The 15951-nt window shown below is 52.9% G+C and carries 18 protein-coding genes and 3 pseudogenes; 14 read left to right on the forward strand and 7 right to left on the reverse strand.

Translation table 11 applies throughout. From position 1 onward, the window contains the following. Positions 1-18 precede the first annotated feature (18 nt). From FGI04_RS07355 to FGI04_RS07370, 4 genes and pseudogenes are all read left to right on the forward strand, one after another. Positions 19-574, forward strand: a pseudogene (locus FGI04_RS07355) (IS3 family transposase); the annotation flags it as partial. Between the two features lie 37 nt (positions 575-611). Beyond that, entirely contained in the window at positions 612-704 is a 93-nt protein-coding gene (locus FGI04_RS07360) for a polymorphic toxin type 33 domain-containing protein (protein ID WP_434964887.1), read from the forward strand. A gap of 9 nt (positions 705-713) precedes the next feature. Next, positions 714-1118: a DUF4279 domain-containing protein gene (locus FGI04_RS07365; RefSeq protein WP_038916120.1), complete on the forward strand. Its 405-nt coding sequence runs from the start codon at positions 714-716 to the stop codon at positions 1116-1118. A gap of 295 nt (positions 1119-1413) precedes the next feature. Then, a complete protein-coding gene (locus FGI04_RS07370) occupies positions 1414-1542 on the forward strand; it encodes a hypothetical protein (RefSeq protein ID WP_407340176.1) in 129 nt (42 codons plus the stop codon). Between the two features lie 3 nt (positions 1543-1545). Here FGI04_RS07370 and FGI04_RS07375 read toward each other — a convergent pair. After that, a pseudogene (locus FGI04_RS07375) lies at positions 1546-1599 on the reverse strand (SymE family type I addiction module toxin); the annotation flags it as partial. A gap of 133 nt (positions 1600-1732) precedes the next feature. Here FGI04_RS07375 and FGI04_RS07380 point away from each other — a divergent pair. Then, a complete protein-coding gene (locus FGI04_RS07380) occupies positions 1733-3595 on the forward strand; it encodes a VENN motif pre-toxin domain-containing protein (protein WP_407336522.1) in 1863 nt (620 codons plus the stop codon). A 5-nt stretch (positions 3596-3600) separates the two neighbouring features. Beyond that, on the forward strand, positions 3601-3981 hold the full coding sequence (locus FGI04_RS07385) for a CDI toxin immunity protein (protein WP_407336523.1): 381 nt from the start codon (positions 3601-3603) through the stop codon (positions 3979-3981). Between the two features lie 41 nt (positions 3982-4022). Here FGI04_RS07385 and FGI04_RS07390 read toward each other — a convergent pair whose 3' ends face one another. Both FGI04_RS07390 and FGI04_RS07395 read right to left on the reverse strand, forming a co-directional pair. Then, positions 4023-4157 (reverse strand): SymE family type I addiction module toxin, encoded by a 135-nt coding sequence (locus tag FGI04_RS07390; protein ID WP_407337402.1) that lies wholly within the window; start codon positions 4155-4157, stop codon positions 4023-4025. A gap of 135 nt (positions 4158-4292) precedes the next feature. Then, on the reverse strand, positions 4293-4619 hold the full coding sequence (locus tag FGI04_RS07395) for a SymE family type I addiction module toxin (protein ID WP_407336524.1): 327 nt from the start codon (positions 4617-4619) through the stop codon (positions 4293-4295). Positions 4620-4676: 57 nt separating this feature from the next. Here FGI04_RS07395 and FGI04_RS07400 point away from each other — a divergent pair. From FGI04_RS07400 to pepT, 8 genes and pseudogenes are all read left to right on the forward strand, one after another. After that, a pseudogene (locus FGI04_RS07400) lies at positions 4677-4925 on the forward strand (type II toxin-antitoxin system ParD family antitoxin); the annotation flags it as partial. Between the two features lie 88 nt (positions 4926-5013). Beyond that, positions 5014-5298, forward strand: coding sequence for a damage-inducible protein J (locus FGI04_RS07405; protein WP_342701292.1), 285 nt, complete (start codon positions 5014-5016; stop codon positions 5296-5298). Beyond that, entirely contained in the window at positions 5295-5600 is a 306-nt protein-coding gene (locus FGI04_RS07410) for a type II toxin-antitoxin system RelE/ParE family toxin (RefSeq protein WP_342700938.1), read from the forward strand. Before FGI04_RS07405 ends, FGI04_RS07410 begins: the two co-directional genes overlap by 4 nt. Positions 5601-5888: 288 nt before the next feature. After that, the gene (locus FGI04_RS07415; protein ID WP_342700937.1) at positions 5889-6128 is read left to right on the forward strand and encodes a FeoA family protein; all 240 of its coding nucleotides are present in this window, start codon (positions 5889-5891) and stop codon (positions 6126-6128) included. Between the two features lie 114 nt (positions 6129-6242). Beyond that, positions 6243-6470, forward strand: coding sequence for a FeoA family protein (locus FGI04_RS07420; RefSeq protein WP_012884601.1), 228 nt, complete (start codon positions 6243-6245; stop codon positions 6468-6470). A gap of 22 nt (positions 6471-6492) precedes the next feature. After that, positions 6493-8817: a Fe(2+) transporter permease subunit FeoB gene (gene feoB, locus FGI04_RS07425; protein ID WP_407336525.1), complete on the forward strand. Its 2325-nt coding sequence runs from the start codon at positions 6493-6495 to the stop codon at positions 8815-8817. Positions 8818-8854: 37 nt separating this feature from the next. Further along, positions 8855-9076, forward strand: coding sequence for a FeoC-like transcriptional regulator (locus tag FGI04_RS07430; RefSeq protein WP_016941523.1), 222 nt, complete (start codon positions 8855-8857; stop codon positions 9074-9076). Positions 9077-9348: 272 nt separating this feature from the next. Continuing rightward, positions 9349-10617, forward strand: a complete 1269-nt coding sequence (gene pepT / locus FGI04_RS07435) for a peptidase T (protein ID WP_407322237.1) — start codon at positions 9349-9351, stop codon at positions 10615-10617. Positions 10618-10700: 83 nt separating this feature from the next. Here pepT and FGI04_RS07440 read toward each other — a convergent pair whose 3' ends face one another. The 4 genes from FGI04_RS07440 to purB form a co-directional block, all read right to left on the reverse strand. Next, on the reverse strand, positions 10701-11822 hold the full coding sequence (locus tag FGI04_RS07440; RefSeq protein WP_407321434.1) for a ribosomal protein uL16 3-hydroxylase: 1122 nt from the start codon (positions 11820-11822) through the stop codon (positions 10701-10703). Between the two features lie 230 nt (positions 11823-12052). Continuing rightward, positions 12053-13504, reverse strand: a complete 1452-nt coding sequence (gene phoQ / locus FGI04_RS07445) for a two-component system sensor histidine kinase PhoQ (RefSeq protein WP_028085619.1) — start codon at positions 13502-13504, stop codon at positions 12053-12055. Positions 13505-13521: 17 nt separating this feature from the next. After that, positions 13522-14190 (reverse strand): two-component system response regulator PhoP, encoded by a 669-nt coding sequence (gene phoP / locus FGI04_RS07450; protein WP_038907846.1) that lies wholly within the window; start codon positions 14188-14190, stop codon positions 13522-13524. Positions 14191-14443: 253 nt separating this feature from the next. Continuing rightward, positions 14444-15811: an adenylosuccinate lyase gene (gene purB, locus FGI04_RS07455; protein ID WP_016941474.1), complete on the reverse strand. Its 1368-nt coding sequence runs from the start codon at positions 15809-15811 to the stop codon at positions 14444-14446. Positions 15812-15951: the final 140 nt, after the last annotated feature.

Here is a 15951-nt window from a genome sequence, read left to right on the forward strand (position 1 = left end):
GCGGTAGCTTTACCTTTACCACGCCTTGCTGATGAGTTGCCGGAGTACAACATCAAAACCATCGCCGTCAGCCTACGTCGTCAGGGATTAGGGGCAAAAGCCAGCCGCAAATTCAGCCCGGTCAGCTACCGCGAACACGGTCTGCCGGTATCGGAAAACCTGTTGAAGCAGGACTTCATCACTAGTGGCCCGAACCAGAAGTAGGCAGGCGATATCACGTACCTTCGCACGGATGAGGGCTGGCTGTATCTAGCGGCGTAAACGCCCGGAAAAACGTTATCGTTCACACGGATCGCGGCGGGCAGTACTGTTCAGCGGATTATCAGGCATTACTGAAGCGGCACAACCTGCACGGCAGCATGAGCGCAACAGGTTGTTGCTACGATATGCGTGCGCGGAAAGCTTCTTTCATTCACTGAAAGTGGAATGTATCCACGGAGAGCGTTTTACCGACCGTGAAATTATGCGGACGACGGTATTTAATTATATCGAGTGTGATTACAATCGCTGGCGTCGTCACAGTGCCTGTGGCGGTCTCAGCCCGGAACAATTTGAAAACGAAAACCTCGCTTAGGGCTGTGTCCACATTACGTGGGTAGGATCATTATGATATTTATGTTGATAAAGATAATGGACAGTTGTGGATTTTTAGAAAGGGCGGGAAAGGTGAAGGTATCCCGACTGGCGAATTTATTAATAAGTAGGGCAGTTATATGGATAAGACAACAGTAAAAGCAGAGTTTTCCATTTGTGGAGATGTCTTTGAACCCAATGAGATAACTGCATTACTACAGATAGAGCCTATGGAGGTTCATCGAAAAGGTATTATTAGTGGGACGAGGAAAAGGCCAAGCTCGGAGAATAGTTGGTCAATTTGTACAGAGAAGGAAGAGTCCTATGATGTGGATGAGCAAACAAGGAAATTGCTGTCTTTATTAAAGTGTAAAATTTCTTCTTTGCAAGAAATAAAAGAGAGATATGATGTTGCATTCATATTTTCTCTTTTAATAGAAGTAGAAAATGGGGAGAAGCCAGCTATATATTGGTCAGCAGAGACAAACCGTTTTTTGGGTTGTATTGGGGCCGAAAGTTCTATTGATTTATATATTTATAGCTAAATTTAATACAATTAGCGAAATAAAAATCCCAGTTCTTAACAGGCCGGGATTTTTTATCTGCTTGTCAGCCCCTTAGCTCCACCGCAATCCCCGCCATCCTTGGGTCTGATTGGCGGGGGGCCTGAAAATACTTCAGCACCCGGACAGGAAATGTTTTGTGGCCACCGCCAGTGGGCCGTGTCCCCAAAACCACCCGGTCAGGGCCATGCCCCGACATCCCAGCGTTAAAACAAAAAACCCCGGCGCGGGCCGGGGGTGGTGTTGGTTACCCGGCGAACTTAAGGCCACCGGGGTAATGCCTGATCCTGTTGGCGGCGGCGTCCGGGTCAAAGGGTTCGATGCTGAGGCCTTCCAGACAGTGCTACAGCTCGCGGGTGTTCTGGGCGGTGATGACCATGCAGCCGGGCATGACCCGTATTTTTAACGGCATCCCGTCGGTAAATCCGGCCTCGGTGAGCCATGCGCCTTGCAATGACACCACCTGAAAGCAGGCGCGTGCATAGCGTTCGGCTTGGGAAATGCGTAATCTTTGATTTTAGCGAGATAACACAGCGTAGCGGCTGTCTGTAGCAAAACTAGCAGAACAGCTCCATGATGATCCGACACTGACCCGCGTGTCGGCAGGCGGTAGCTTTACCTTTGGCAGTATGACCGGCAGCGCTTACCTGAGCGCCAGTCAGGATAAAATGCACAGCAGTTATGACAGTGTGCAGCAGCAGACCTGGCTGTTTGCGGGTCAGGGGGGTTACGACATCCACGTCGGCAACCACACCCAACTGGATGGCGTCGTACTGGCGTCTACGGCAACTCCGGAAAAGAACCGGCTGGAAACGGGCACGCTGGGCTGGCGTGACATCGCCAATGCCTCATCTTATCAGGGGCGTGGGATAAGCATGGGTGCCTCGACGGACAGCTCACCAGTGGGGGGATTGCTGCAAACTCAGGGCCACGCGTCAGGCACAACCCGCTCTGCGGTAGCACCGGGTACAATACTCATTCACGATGCGTCGCAGTCGCAAGATCTCGGACAGCTCAGTCGTGATACGTCGGGTACGCTGGGTTATGTGGCCGATGGATTTACACGGCGTGAGGTCGAAGATCGGCTGGCTATCCAGAAAGAAATAACCTCGCTGGGTGTACAGGCGATGGACGCGTATGGGGCGTATAAACGGAGTGAGGCTGAAACGGCAGCACGGGAAAGGCTGACCCGCGAAGGCGTCCCGGCTGGTGAACTGGAAGCACGAATAAAACTCAGCGAGGAAGTCAGACAGGCAGCGACAGATTACGCTCAGGGGAGCCTCTACTGGCAGGCCGGTACGGCGCTGACGGCTGCATTATCTGGAGGGCTGGGAGGAAACCTGCAAGGCGCGCTAAGTGGCGCGGCAGCACCGTATCTGGCGAGACTGGTTAAGGATGCGAGCGACGGTAATAAGTCGGTTCGTATAGCGTTGCACACGGTGTTGGGGGCGTTCCTTGCACGAACTCAGGGAGGAAGTGCGACCGGCGGTGCACTGGGCGGGTTCACTGCAGCGGCGGCGAGTGGGTTGATTGCCAAGGCGCTGTACCCCGATGTGGAGCAGCTATCGCCGGAGCAAAAACAGCTGGTTGCAAATCTGGTGATGATAGCGGGCGCTGGCGTGGGTGGTCTGGCCGGTGGTAACCTGACTGATGCCGGAAGCGCTGCGAATACCGCGAAGAATGAGGTGGAGAATAACTATCTGAGCAGTAAACAGATAGACGCATGGTCTGCTGAAATGAAGTCCTGTCAGGCAAATGGTGGTGACTGTAATGACATCATTAAGAAATACGAGGAGTTAAGTACCGCTCAGCAGAAACAACTGATCAGTGATTGTGCGACTGATCCGGCAACATGCCAGCAGAAATATGGTAATGTGTTGGCCGACAGCATGGCGGTGAAGCAGTCGATAGATCGTGCTTTGGGAGAAGATATCCCGATCAAGATGGTCTATGACCTGACAGCTACGTTTGCGCAGCAAATACAGGTTGAAGGTGTTGTTGCAACAAATAAAGTCTCAGAAGCACTCCAGAAAGAATATGGTCTGGATGAGATTCAGGCTGGGATTGTTGCGAATGCTGCTGCGGCGGCGTTCGGTGGAATTGGTAAGGGTAAAACTAGCTCTCAGTCTGGGAATAAAATTGAGCAAATACTTAAACCAGAGAAAAACTGGGAAAGTGCTCGAAATAAGGCGTTGGATATCGTAGGTAATTTAGGGGCTGATTCTAAACCTGTTATTGGGCGGTTAGAGATAAGTGCTGGGAATGGAAAGGTTATTGGTCGGCAATCTGGCGATGGTAAGGTAGGCTGGCGTGTCGATTATGATCCGGAAAAAGGTACTCACATCAATACATGGGATTATTCTCAAGGTAAAGGTCCGGGGAAAGCAATTAAGCAGGTCATACCATTTGAGGGTAATGAAAAGTCTTTTGAAACGATATTGAAACAGCTAAACAGGTAAAGTAGATGACTTTATTTGAAGAGTGTAAAGAAGCACTTAGTGCTGATTTTAGTGTGGTTGAGGGTCAAGCCTTGAAGGATGCTATGGATATTTTAAAAAAATATCCATTTTCAAAAGGGGGGATTACTTGGTCAGAAATAAAATCTTCAGATTATGAAAATATTGATGATCTGTTGATTAAGAGCCCTATGAAAACCGATGATGTATTCGTTTTTGCAGATGATGCTAGTATTCCTGTATTTAAGACGAAATTAAAATTGATTGCTGAAAATATTTATGATGTTACGGCCTTGTCGCCAAAATTATTCATTTTTAATGATGAAATAATATTACAACCTTTGTTCCCAACTGAAATGATTCGCTTGGGTGTAAAGACTCAGTTATAGAAACGATCCCGGCCCCGCGCCGGGATCGTTGTTTTTACCGGTTAGATCCTAAGCTCCGCTTCAATCACCAGCCGCCCGCGCTCCACGGTGACGGTAACGGGCTGTCCGGTGTTAAAGCCGAGATCGTCCAGCCCGCGGCCCTTGAGCGTGAGTTGCGGCGGCGGTGGCCTGAAAATACCTCAACCCCCGGACAGGAAATGTTTTGTGGCCACCGCCAGTGGGCCGTGCCCCCAAAACCATCCGGTCAGGGCCATGCCCCGACACCCCAGCGTTAAAACAAAAACCCCGGCGCGGGCCGGGGGTGGTGTTGGTTACCCGGCGAACTTAAGGCCGCCGGGGTAATGCTTGATCCAGTTGGCGGCGGCGTCCGGGCCAAAGGGTTCAATGCTGAGTCCTTCGAGACAGTGCCACAGCTCGCGGGTGTTCTGGGCGGTGATGACCATGCAGCCGGGCATGACCCGTATTTTTAACGGCATCCCGTCGGTAAATCCGGATTCGGTGAGCCATGCGCCTTGCAGCGACACCGCCTGAAAGCGGGCGCGTGCATAGCGTTCGGCTTGGGAAATGCGTTGTATTGCCTGATATAGCTGCTTTGATGGTGGATGAAGAGGTGTATCAGAAGAGGGGTAGTGCGGCAAAGGACGAAAAGTCTGACAGATAGTAATGAATACTATCCCGCAGAGTTGGAGGCAATGATGGCAACCAGTATCGCGTTAAGTCCGTACTTCGAGCAGTTTATCCGTGAGCAAATCGACAGTGGCCGTTACAACAACGTCAGCGAGGTGGTAAGTGCTGAGGTGCGGGAAGGGCGGGAGCAACAGATGACGCTGGATGCGCTGCGGGCGGCGGTAGAGCTGGGCGTGAATAGCGGGCCGGGCAAGGAGGCGCAGGTGGTGTTCGGTCGTCTGTCGGAGAAATACCGTCAGATGGCAGTGAACAGGCAGAATGAAAAACGGCCAGATGTTGAGCGTGACAGGCCGAAAAACCGCCTGCATAATGACAACACAAGTGACACCACAAAGGTGAAAAATGATGGGAACAATCCACTTCAGAATTGACGAGGAAACCAAGCGTCTGGCGATGCAGGCAGCGGAAAGACGGCGAATGAGCCTGACAGAGGTAATGCGTCAGCGGGCAGAAGAGCTGGCCGCAGAGGAGCGTCACTATCAAAACAGTGAGCATGAGGGCTGGCTGGAGCAACAGATTCTGGAAGCGTTCAACCGTTATGAGGACGGGGAAAGCGAGTTTATCAGTAACGAAGAAATGAACCACCACATGAATGAACTGAAAATACAGGCAGCACGGGGCAAGCTGTGACATCAGCCATTCAGTGGGAAAAGCAGGCACAGGCAGATCGTGAGGCCATCTTCCGTTATCTGTATAAAGAAGCGGGATTATCGGTAGCCAGTGCCACGGATGACCGGTTCGTCAGTATGGCCGACATCCTTCAGGACAATCCGCAGGCGGGGGTAAAAGCCGGGAAAACGGAAAAACAGCGGAAACTGGTGGTGCCACGCTTCCCGTTCATCATTGTCTATGCCGTTGAAGAGCATGTGGTTTGTGTTCTGCGCATACTGCATACCTCCCGAAAAATAGCGGGACATTACCGTAAGCGTTAGCTCTACCGGGTGAGTCCACCGGGGGAGCGGGACCGGATAACGTTTACCCTGACTCATGTTCGACAGCGAGGCTCTGTATTATCGCCAACCCTCAGTCGTTCCTCTATTACTCTTTACCTCCATTACCCTTCTGACTCTATCCCCCCAATCTTCACCTCCCTTGACGCACATCAAAAGGCGATGCGTAGACAGGAATATGATTGATAATCGTTATTACTTACCTTAATGCATTGCCGCCGTGTTGTAACGCAGGCGGGGTGCGGCGCACTGTCATTGAAGGAATGGTGTATGGCTCTGAGTCTTCAAACGCTGCTTGATCTCCCTATCAACGTGAATGCTGTAGTGGCGCGTATTCGCTCAACGGGCGAGTACCAGCAGCGGCTGACTGAGCTTGGCATCCGTGTCGGTGGCCAGGTGCGCGTGATTCAGCGTGATGCCAACCAGCCGTTAATGTTGGCCGCCGGGGATAGCCGGGTGGCGATCAACTGGGAGATGGGTAAGCAAGTGTGGGTATCGCCACAGCAATAAACACGATGGCAATTGGCTTGTCACGTTCAGTTTCTGGCAACCGGTTGATGACAACGGGTTTACGACACCCGTTGTTCTTTATCAGGCAGCAATGGGTATGAGGTTTACACAGCGATGACACTGGAAGCATTGGCAGTGGGCACACAGTGGCGTGTGCTGGGGTTTCAGAAAGGATCGGCGGATTACCGCAAGCGCCTGCTGGCGCTGGGCGTGACGCCGGGAGTGGAGTTTTCGGTGTCGCGAGTCGCACCGCTGGGTGATCCGATAGAACTGCGCCTGCGTGGTGCATCGATCAGCGTGCGTAAAGGCGAAGCACAGATTTTGATTCTGGAAAAATGTTAATCCGGGCAGGTAAGGATTTTTTATGAGTACGCAACCCGTAATTTGCGTGGTGGGTAACCCCAATTGTGGCAAAACGACGCTATTTAACGTCCTGACCGGCGGTAAACAAACGGTCGGTAACTGGCCCGGCGTGACGGTGGAAAAGAAAGTCGGTAGTTACCGTTATCAGCAGCAACAGGTGACGTTGGTGGATTTGCCGGGGGTTTACTCGCTGAACCCGTCTTCCGAAAGCTCGGAAGACGAACGGGTTGCACGTGATTACATCCTGTCCGGCGAAGCCAATCTGGTACTGAATATCGTTGATGCTTCCAATCTGGAGCGAAATCTGTATCTCACCGCGCAGTTGCTGGATATGCAGGTGCCGATGGTGGTGGCCGTCAATATGATGGATATCGCCGCCGCACGTAAGCTGGATATTGATATCGCCGGTTTACAGCAGCGCCTGGGGTGCCCGGTCATCCCGATTACCGCCAGCCAGAAGAAAGGCATCTCGATGTTGCATGAGGTGTGTCAGGCCGCGCTGGCACAACCGGTGATTCCACCGGTGTCGATTCCTTATGACGCGCCACTGAACCAGGCGGCGCAGGCGATTGCAGATCAACTGCAAGGGCAGGCGGCGATTCGTAACCCGTATTGGCTGGCGATTCAGTTGCTGGAAGGCGACATGTCGGTGCGTAACCGGGTGCCTGCGGATACGCTGGCCTTTGCCGATGCTGAAGTCGCCCGGCTGGTCGCTGAGTATGAGGATGAACTGGATATTTTTCTGGCGGACGCGCGTTACCAGTTCGTTGGCGCGGTGGCGCGTGAGGTGATTACCCGCCGTGGTGAGGCTTCCGCAACCCTGACCGACAAAATTGACCGTGTCGTATTGCACCGCTTTTTTGGTATTCCGATCTTCCTGCTGGTGATGTACCTGATGTTTGTCTTCACCATCAATATCGGTAGCGCCTTTACCGATTTCTTCGACAAGCTGTTCGGTACCCTGATGGTGGATGGATTCGGCGAGCTGTTGCTGGCGTTGCATACCCCGGAATGGCTGAAAACCCTGCTGGCAGATGGCGTGGGCGGCGGTATTCAGACCGTATCCACCTTTATTCCGGTGATCGGTTGTCTGTATCTGTTCCTGTCCTGGCTGGAGGATTCTGGCTATATGGCGCGAGCGGCGTTTGTGATGGACCGCTTTATGCGCGGCATCGGTTTGCCGGGCAAGGCGTTCGTGCCGCTGATTGTCGGGTTTGGTTGTAACGTACCGGCGGTGATGGCGACGCGCACCATGGAGCGCCATAGTGACCGTGTGGTGACGGTGATGATGGCACCGTTTATGTCCTGTGGCGCACGGTTGCCGGTGTACGTGCTGTTTGCGTCTGCCTTGTTTGTCGAAGGCGGACAAAACCTGGTATTCGGGTTGTATCTGATCGGTATCGCGGCGGCGATTGCGACCGGCTTTTTGCTGAAAAATACCGCGCTGAAAGGTGAAGCGTCTGCCTTTGTGATGGAAATTCCCCCTTATCACTTGCCCAGCTTGCGTAGTGTACTGATTCGTACCTGGGAGCGCCTGAAGGGGTTCTTGCTGCGTGCCGGGCGGCTGATTGTCGTGGTGGTGACGGTGCTGGGCTTTCTTAACTCGATGGGGACCGACGGTTCCTTTGGCAACCAGAATACCCAGAAGTCGGTGCTGTCGGCGGTGGGGCAAGCCATCGTGCCGGTATTCAAGCCGCTGGGCATTCGCGATGAAAACTGGCCGGCAGCAGTGGGCGTGTTCACCGGGATCTTCGCCAAAGAAGCGGTTGTCGGTACGCTGGATTCATTGTACGGCGCAATGGCAGCCTCGCAGGACGGCGGCGCGAAAGCGGAAGCCAAACCTTTTAGCCTGACCGGTGGTATTCACGATGCGCTGGCGACTATCCCTGAAAATCTGGGCAAGCTGGGTGACGCGGTATTAAACCCGTTAGGGATCAATGTCGGTGATTTGAGTGATACCGCCACGATTGCCAAAGACAATAAATTCTCGGTGACCTCGCTGACTGTGATCAGCCAACTGTTTGATGGCCGTTTGGGGGCGTTTAGTTACCTGCTGATGGTGCTGTTGTATATCCCTTGTGTGGCGGCGGTATCCGCCATCTGGCGTGAGGTGGGCACCGCCTGGACGCTATTCTGCGCTGGCTGGACCATTCAGGTTGGCTATAGCACAGCGGTGGTGGTGTATCAGGTTGGGCGGTTTAGTCAGCACCCGTTGTATTCGCTGTGTGCGCTGGTGGGGGTGGCGGCAATGCTGTGTGTCACAGTGATGTTGCTGCGCCGCAATGGTCTGCAACGCCAGCGCACCGTGGTAGGTGAAGTAAAATAAACCAGTCGGGCGGGCAACTGCCCGCCGGGGAGACATAATGACGCTACTTGAATTGCGGGATTTTGTCCGCGAAAGAAAAAAGGTGTCGCTGCAAGATATCAGCACGGCTTTTAAGGCCGATCCCGGTGTGGTGGAGGGAATGCTGGAGGTGTGGGTACAGAAAGGCAAAATCCGCTTCCATCAAGGGGATGCCGCACCCAAATGCGGCGGCTGTTGCGGCTGTGATAAACGCCAGGGCCAGTATTACGAGTGGTTGTGATGTTTTCCCCGGGCCGATACGCAATCAGCCGTCGGCCCGGCTTCCTGCCCTGTGGCGGTAAGTCTGCCGCCTGTCTTGAGATGTTGTCTGTTTATTAATTCGTTGTAGGTGTTCCGGGCGTGTCTGGCATGGTGGCTGACGCGCTGCCCGGCGTTATGGGCGGTGTAAGGCAGCGGTGCCGGGCGGAAAACCAATAAAAACTGACCTGACGCAATATGTGGTACAGGCACCCTCTACATAATGAAACCTGTAATCCATCGGAGGGGGTGATGATGGAAAAATTACTTGATCGTTTTTTGAATTACGTTGCGTTTGATACCCAATCCCGACCGGGTGTTCGGCAGGTGCCGAGCACGGAAGGGCAATTGAAGCTGGCGCAGGCGCTGCAACAAGAATTAATTGAACTGGGACTGGAACAGGTATCGCTCACCAAGCATGGCTGTGTGATGGCGACATTACCCGCTAATGTTGCCTGGCCTGTGCCGGTGGTGGGGTTTATCGCCCATATGGATACCTCACCGGATTTTAGCGGCAAACATGTTAATCCACAGATTGTCGAGAATTACCGTGGCGGTGATATCGCGCTGGGTATGGGTGATGAAGTCTTGTCGCCAGTGATGTTCCCGGTACTGCATCATCTGCTTGGACAGACATTGATTACGACTGATGGCAAAACGCTGTTAGGGGCGGACGATAAAGCCGGCATTGCGGAGATCATGACCGCACTGGTTCGGCTAAAGAAACGCCAAATCCCACATGGTGAGATTCGTATTGCTTTCACGCCGGATGAGGAAGTCGGTAAAGGTGCTCAGCACTTTGATGTCGATGCATTCCGGGCGGAATGGGCCTATACGGTAGATGGCGGTGGTGTGGGTGAGTTGGAGTATGAAAACTTCAATGCTGCGTCGGCTGTCGTGAAGATTGTCGGTAACAACGTCCATCCGGGCTGGGCAAAAGGGGTGATGGTCAATGCGTTGTCACTGGCGACACGGTTTCATCAACTCGTACCGGCCGATGAGACGCCAGAGCAGACCGACGGCTATCAGGGGTTTTATCACCTCAATAGCGCGAAAGGGACGGTAGAACGGGCTGAACTGCACTACAGCATTCGGGACTTTGAGCGTGATAGCTTCGAACGGCGCAAGAAAACGCTGCTGGATATCGCGGAAAAAGTGGGTAAGGGCCTGCACCCGGATTGTTATATCGAAGTCACGATCACCGATAGCTACTACAACATGCGTGAACAAGTGGAGCAGCATCCCCATATCATCGCGCTGGCGCAGCAGGCCATGCGTGATTGCGGGATTACGCCGCTGATGCAACCGATTCGCGGCGGTACGGATGGCGCTCAGTTATCTTTCCGTGGCTTGCCGTGCCCCAATCTGTTTACTGGCGGCTACAATGCTCACGGTAAGCATGAATTTGTGACGCTGGAAGGGATGGAAAGCGCAGTGGCAGTGATTATACGTATCGCCGAACTGACGGCATTACGGGCTAAGAGCCGACAAACCAGCAATGAGAGTGCGTCAGTAAAAGCCTGATGGTTAGTAAGCTACTAACACAGAAGACGCCGTTTGGCGTCTTCTGTGTTTTAGATGGCAGAGCAATAATCAGCCAACGATAATCAGTCAACAAAGTACCAGTAACCGCTGTTAACCAGAGCGGTCAACTGGGCAAGGAAAGACGGATCGTCCAGCGTGTCGCCAAATCGCCCGATGTTCAGCACGTCATATTGTGCCAGGGCGGCGATCGCCTGCGGTGGGTGGTTCTCCAGCCGTTCGCCATTGACGAAACAGGTTTCGCCAATACGCAATACCCGCAATCCGCCAAGACGGCGCAATGCCTCGCCCTGTTGTAACAGGTCGTATACTTCGCCTGGCTGGTAAGGCGGCTCCGGTGGTGCCAAATCCAGTTCATGCCGTGACTGGGAAGCAAATTCGCCGAACCATTGATGAAAGGCGTCTTTGTGCTGCACCAGTTCCAGCATCATGTGCTGAAGTTTATCCAACTCCTGTGGTAACACGTCGGCTGGATGGGCGCGAGAAGGAATATCCGGGTCACTGTAGCGTTGGCCACCCAGTTCGCGGGACAACACATAGTCGGCAAAACCACTGACCAGCTCGCGGGAACTGGGGGCACGGAACCCCACCGAGTAGTTGAGCGAGTTTTCCAGAGAATAACCTTCGTGCGGAAAACCCGGCGGAATATAGAGAATATCGCCGGGTGCCATTTCTTCATCAATAATGGCGTCGAACGGTGCAACCTGCAGCAAGTCAGGATGTGGGCAATGCTGCTTCATTGGCACCTTGTTGCCAACGCGCCAACGACGGCGTCCGGTGCCCTGAATAATAAACACATCGTATTGGTCAAGATGCGGGCCGACGCCGCCGCCGGGCACCGAGAATGAAATCATCAGGTCGTCAATACGCCAGTCAGGTAGCTGACGGAAAGGGCGCATCAACGCGGCAGAAGGCTCATGCCAGTGGTCGACGGCTTGTACCAGTAAAGACCAGTTGCTTTCTCCCAGATGGTCATAGCTTTCAAACGGGCCGTGGCTGACATCCCAGCGACCGTCACGATGGCTGACCAGACGGCTGTCTACCTCGTTTTCCATCGCAAGTCCCGCTAATTCGTCCGGGCTAATGGGATCAAGAAAATGAGGAAAACCGGCTTTGATGATTACCGGCTTTTTTTGCCAGTGGTGAGTCAGGAAGTTCTGCCAGTCAAGATTAAGTTGGTAGTCCATAACGCATTTCCAGTAACAGGGAGCTATCGACGATTATAACGAAGTCGCCGTGATGGTGTTTGCCCTTTATTCACAGATGAGATGGCAGGCTGAAAAGCGCGGTCGATGCGCTCGACCGCAGGCAATAACGATGGGGGTTGTCGCTAACCGGGCTGTTAATAACAAGGTTGATGTTAATTAATGACAACCGTACCACTCACTACAGTGTAGGTGATTCGCAGCAGAGCGCATTAATTATCATTCTGGCCGAGGTGCTGCTGACCGAAAATCGCTTCTACTTTGGCACCGCCGAGTGCGCTGGAGCCGATAAGAATTTCGCCCTGATATTGCTCGATGATTTCTGCGGCAACGGATAGCCCAATGCCTTGCCCCGGGCGCAATGTGTCCGCCCGTTGACCGCGCTGGAAAATGACTTCGCGCTTGCTGTCAGGAATACCAGGGCCGTCATCATCAACGACCAGATGCAGTTTTTGGCCGGAATAGCGGGCGCTGATTTCAACGAACTCCAGACAATACTTACAGGCGTTGTCGAGAATATTGCCCATGACCTCCATAAAGTCGTTCTTCTCGCCAATGAAGGTCAGCTCGGGGGCAATGTCCATGGTCAGCACAACACCTTTACGCTGGTACACCTTATTCAACGCGGAGCAGAGCGCGTCGAGCTGTGCCGGAACGGAGTGCACTTCCCGTATGATAGTGAGGTGTTCGGTCCGCACGCTGGCACGGTGCAGGTAATAGCCGATTTGCTGCGAGATACGGCTGATTTGCGTCAGCATGATGGGTTCGGCTTGTTCGATGGTCAGCTCTTTGCCGGTGCGTAACGAGCGTAACGTGGTCTGCAACACCGCCAGCGGTGTTTTCAGACTGTGGGTCAGGTCGGTTAACGTCGTTCGATATTTGTGATAACGCTGGCGCTCGTTACTCAACAATGTATTGAGATTTCGCACCAGACTGTTCAACTCGCGTGGTGGATTTTCATCCAGGTGCTCGCGGGAACCACTTTCCAGTTCGCTTATCTGATGCACCAGATGCTTAATAGGCCGCAGACTCCAGTGGGCTGCCAGCCACAATAACGGCAGTACCAACACCAGATGAGCGATAAACACGTAACGGAACCACTCCCACACCACATCCGCCTGTTGCAGTTCCTGCGGCACCCTGTCTACCACCACGATAACCAGTTTAGGCAAACGTTCAGAGGCGGGGTAAACGTTGACGGCGATGGAATGGGTGAACGGTGTTTTGTCTTCCGAACTGTAGGCGTGCAACTTATCCAGCATTTGCGGGCTGCTGCCTTGTAAGACGGCATTACTGGTATTGGAGTCGGCGTCCAGTTCGTGGTAATCCGTTTTTTCCAGCCATTCAGGTTTTATCTGGGATTCCAGCTCCGGAACGGCGCGTTCCCGCCACAATAGGTGGCCGTGTTTATCGTAGATAAATACCAGCGTAGGGTAGTTAATATCGATTTCAGGCGGTGTTGCGATGGTCAGTTGATTATCATGCCACTGCGCCAGGCTATAAAACAGGTTGCTCTCGCCGCGCAGCAAGCGGAATGACGTCTTGTCAAAACTCACGCTATATCCCACTACTGCGACAATACCGTAGGAGAGTGTGAGTGCCAGTACTACCGCAGCGGTCGAAATCAGAAAGCGAAAACGCAGCGAAAAATGAGATTTTCTCAACTTGCCGTCCAGAATAATTAGATATCGAAGCGGTAACCCTGCCCGCGAACGGTGGTAATAACATCATGGGAGTTGGCAGATTGCAGTTTCTTGCGCAGCCGTCCCATTAATACGTCGATGGTATGACTTTCCCGCAACTCCGCGTCGGGATACAGTTGCAGCATCAGTGATTCTTTGCTGACCACCTTACCGTTGTTGCGGATAAGCGTTTCGACGATGGTATATTCAAACGCGGTGAGCTTGACCGGTTCGCCATGCACCAGTAATTCGCGACGTGACAGGTCCACTTCAAAGGGCGGCAGGCTGATAATTTGAGACGCCAGGCCACTATTGCGACGCATCAGCGCCTGCATGCGTGCGACGACTTCCTCAATGTGAAACGGCTTGGTGACGTAATCATCCGCACCCGCTTCCAGAACCGCGACTTTTTCCTGCCAGCTTTCCCGAGCGGTGAGAACCAAAATTGGCAATTTGACCTGATGCGAGCGCCAGCGGCGGATCAGGCTGGTGCCATCTTCTACCGGCAATCCCAAATCGACAATCGCGATGTCTGGCGCGTGTTCCTGAAGGAAATAATCCGCTTCTTTTGCGTCCGCCGCTGCATCAACCTGGTGTCCCATTTCATTTAACTGGACATTCAGGTGATGGCGTAACAGAACATTATCTTCAATCACAAGAATACGCATGACGGTTTTCCTCGGTCCATTGCCTGATGAGAACGATCCAAACTTAGTGAATTATCCAAACTTAGAGAACTGTTAACGCGTTGTACAGGTCTTGCTGTGCTGACCAGCGCGTTTACCGTCATTTAGGATAGCCAACGACAAAAATACCTTATAGATGTAAGGTACGTCAGCATTATCCACAATCGTGCTCAACTGGGGCTAAACGATGAGGCAGGAAATAGCTCGGGCGACGGTGATGTCGCCCGAAATAAGGTTAAAGTTCGTCAACCAGTTTGATGGCACGACCGATGTAATTGGCCGGTGTTAATGCCTTAAGACGCGTTTTTTCATCGTCCGGCAGCGCCAGCCCGTCGATAAACGCCTTCATGCCTTCCGCGTCTACTCGCTTGCCACGGGTCAGTTCTTTGAGTTTCTCGTAAGGTTTTTCGATACCGTAACGACGCATTACCGTTTGAATCGGCTCAGCCAGTACTTCCCAGTTGTGATCCAGTTCATCCAGCAGGTGGTCACGATTGACCTCCAGCTTGCTGATGCCTTTCAGGGATGCCTGATAAGCGATAACGGCATAGCCTACGCCCACGCCGAGATTACGCAGTACCGTTGAATCGGTCAGGTCGCGCTGCCAGCGTGATACCGGCAATTTGCTGGCAAGATGGCCCATTACTGCGTTAGCCAGCCCCAGATTACCCTCGGAGTTCTCAAAGTCGATCGGGTTAACTTTGTGCGGCATGGTAGAAGAGCCAATTTCACCGGCGATGGTTTTCTGTTTGAAATGGTTAAGGGCCACGTAACCCCACACATCGCGGTCAAAGTCGATCAGAATGGTGTTGAAACGGGCGATACAATCGAACATTTCGGCAATATAGTCATGCGGTTCGATCTGTGTGGTGTAGGGGTTCCACTGAATACCCAGTGAGGTGACGAAGCTTTCGCTAAACTGGTGCCAGTCAACCGCCGGGTACGCCACCATGTGGGCGTTATAGTTCCCGACAGCACCGTTGATTTTACCCAGGATTTCCACCTGTTGCAGTTGGCGGAATTGACGCTCCATACGGTAGGCGACGTTGGCAAATTCTTTACCGATAGTCGACGGTGTGGCGGGCTGCCCGTGGGTACGGGACAACAGCGGGATATCGCGGTACTGCTGCGCCAGTTGCTTGATGGCATCGATGATATTACGCCAGAACGGCAGCAAGACGTCACGACGAGCGGCATCCAGCATCAGGGCGTGGGACAGGTTGTTGATATCTTCAGACGTGCAGGCGAAGTGGATGAATTCATTCACGGCGTGCAAAGCCGGAACCGCCGCCACTTTTTCCTTCAGGAAATACTCCACCGCTTTGACGTCATGGTTGGTGGTGCGTTCGATGGTTTTAATGCGCGCGGCGTCTTCTTCGCTAAATTCAGCGACAATCTTGTCAAGGAAAGCGTTTGCGTCGGCATCAAATGCAGGAACTTCCTTGATTTCTGCACAGGCCGCCAGTTTTTGCAGCCAACGTACTTCAACCTGCACACGGAATTTCAGCAAACCGTATTCGCTGAAAATAGTGCGCAACATGCTGACTTTATCGCCGTAGCGTCCATCAATGGGGGAAACGGCGGTCAGTGAGGATAATTCCATCGCAAGCAACTCCTGGGATTGTTTTCAAATAAATAACATAGATTATCGCCATCCTATCGCATGACGAATCGCGTTTCATGGCAAATAACCGCGCATCGTAACAACAGCGCATGACAAACAGCATCGTCTGATAACTAGTA

The sequence above is a fragment of the Dickeya ananatis genome (genome assembly GCF_019464615.1).
Taxonomy (GTDB): domain Bacteria; phylum Pseudomonadota; class Gammaproteobacteria; order Enterobacterales; family Enterobacteriaceae; genus Dickeya; species Dickeya oryzae.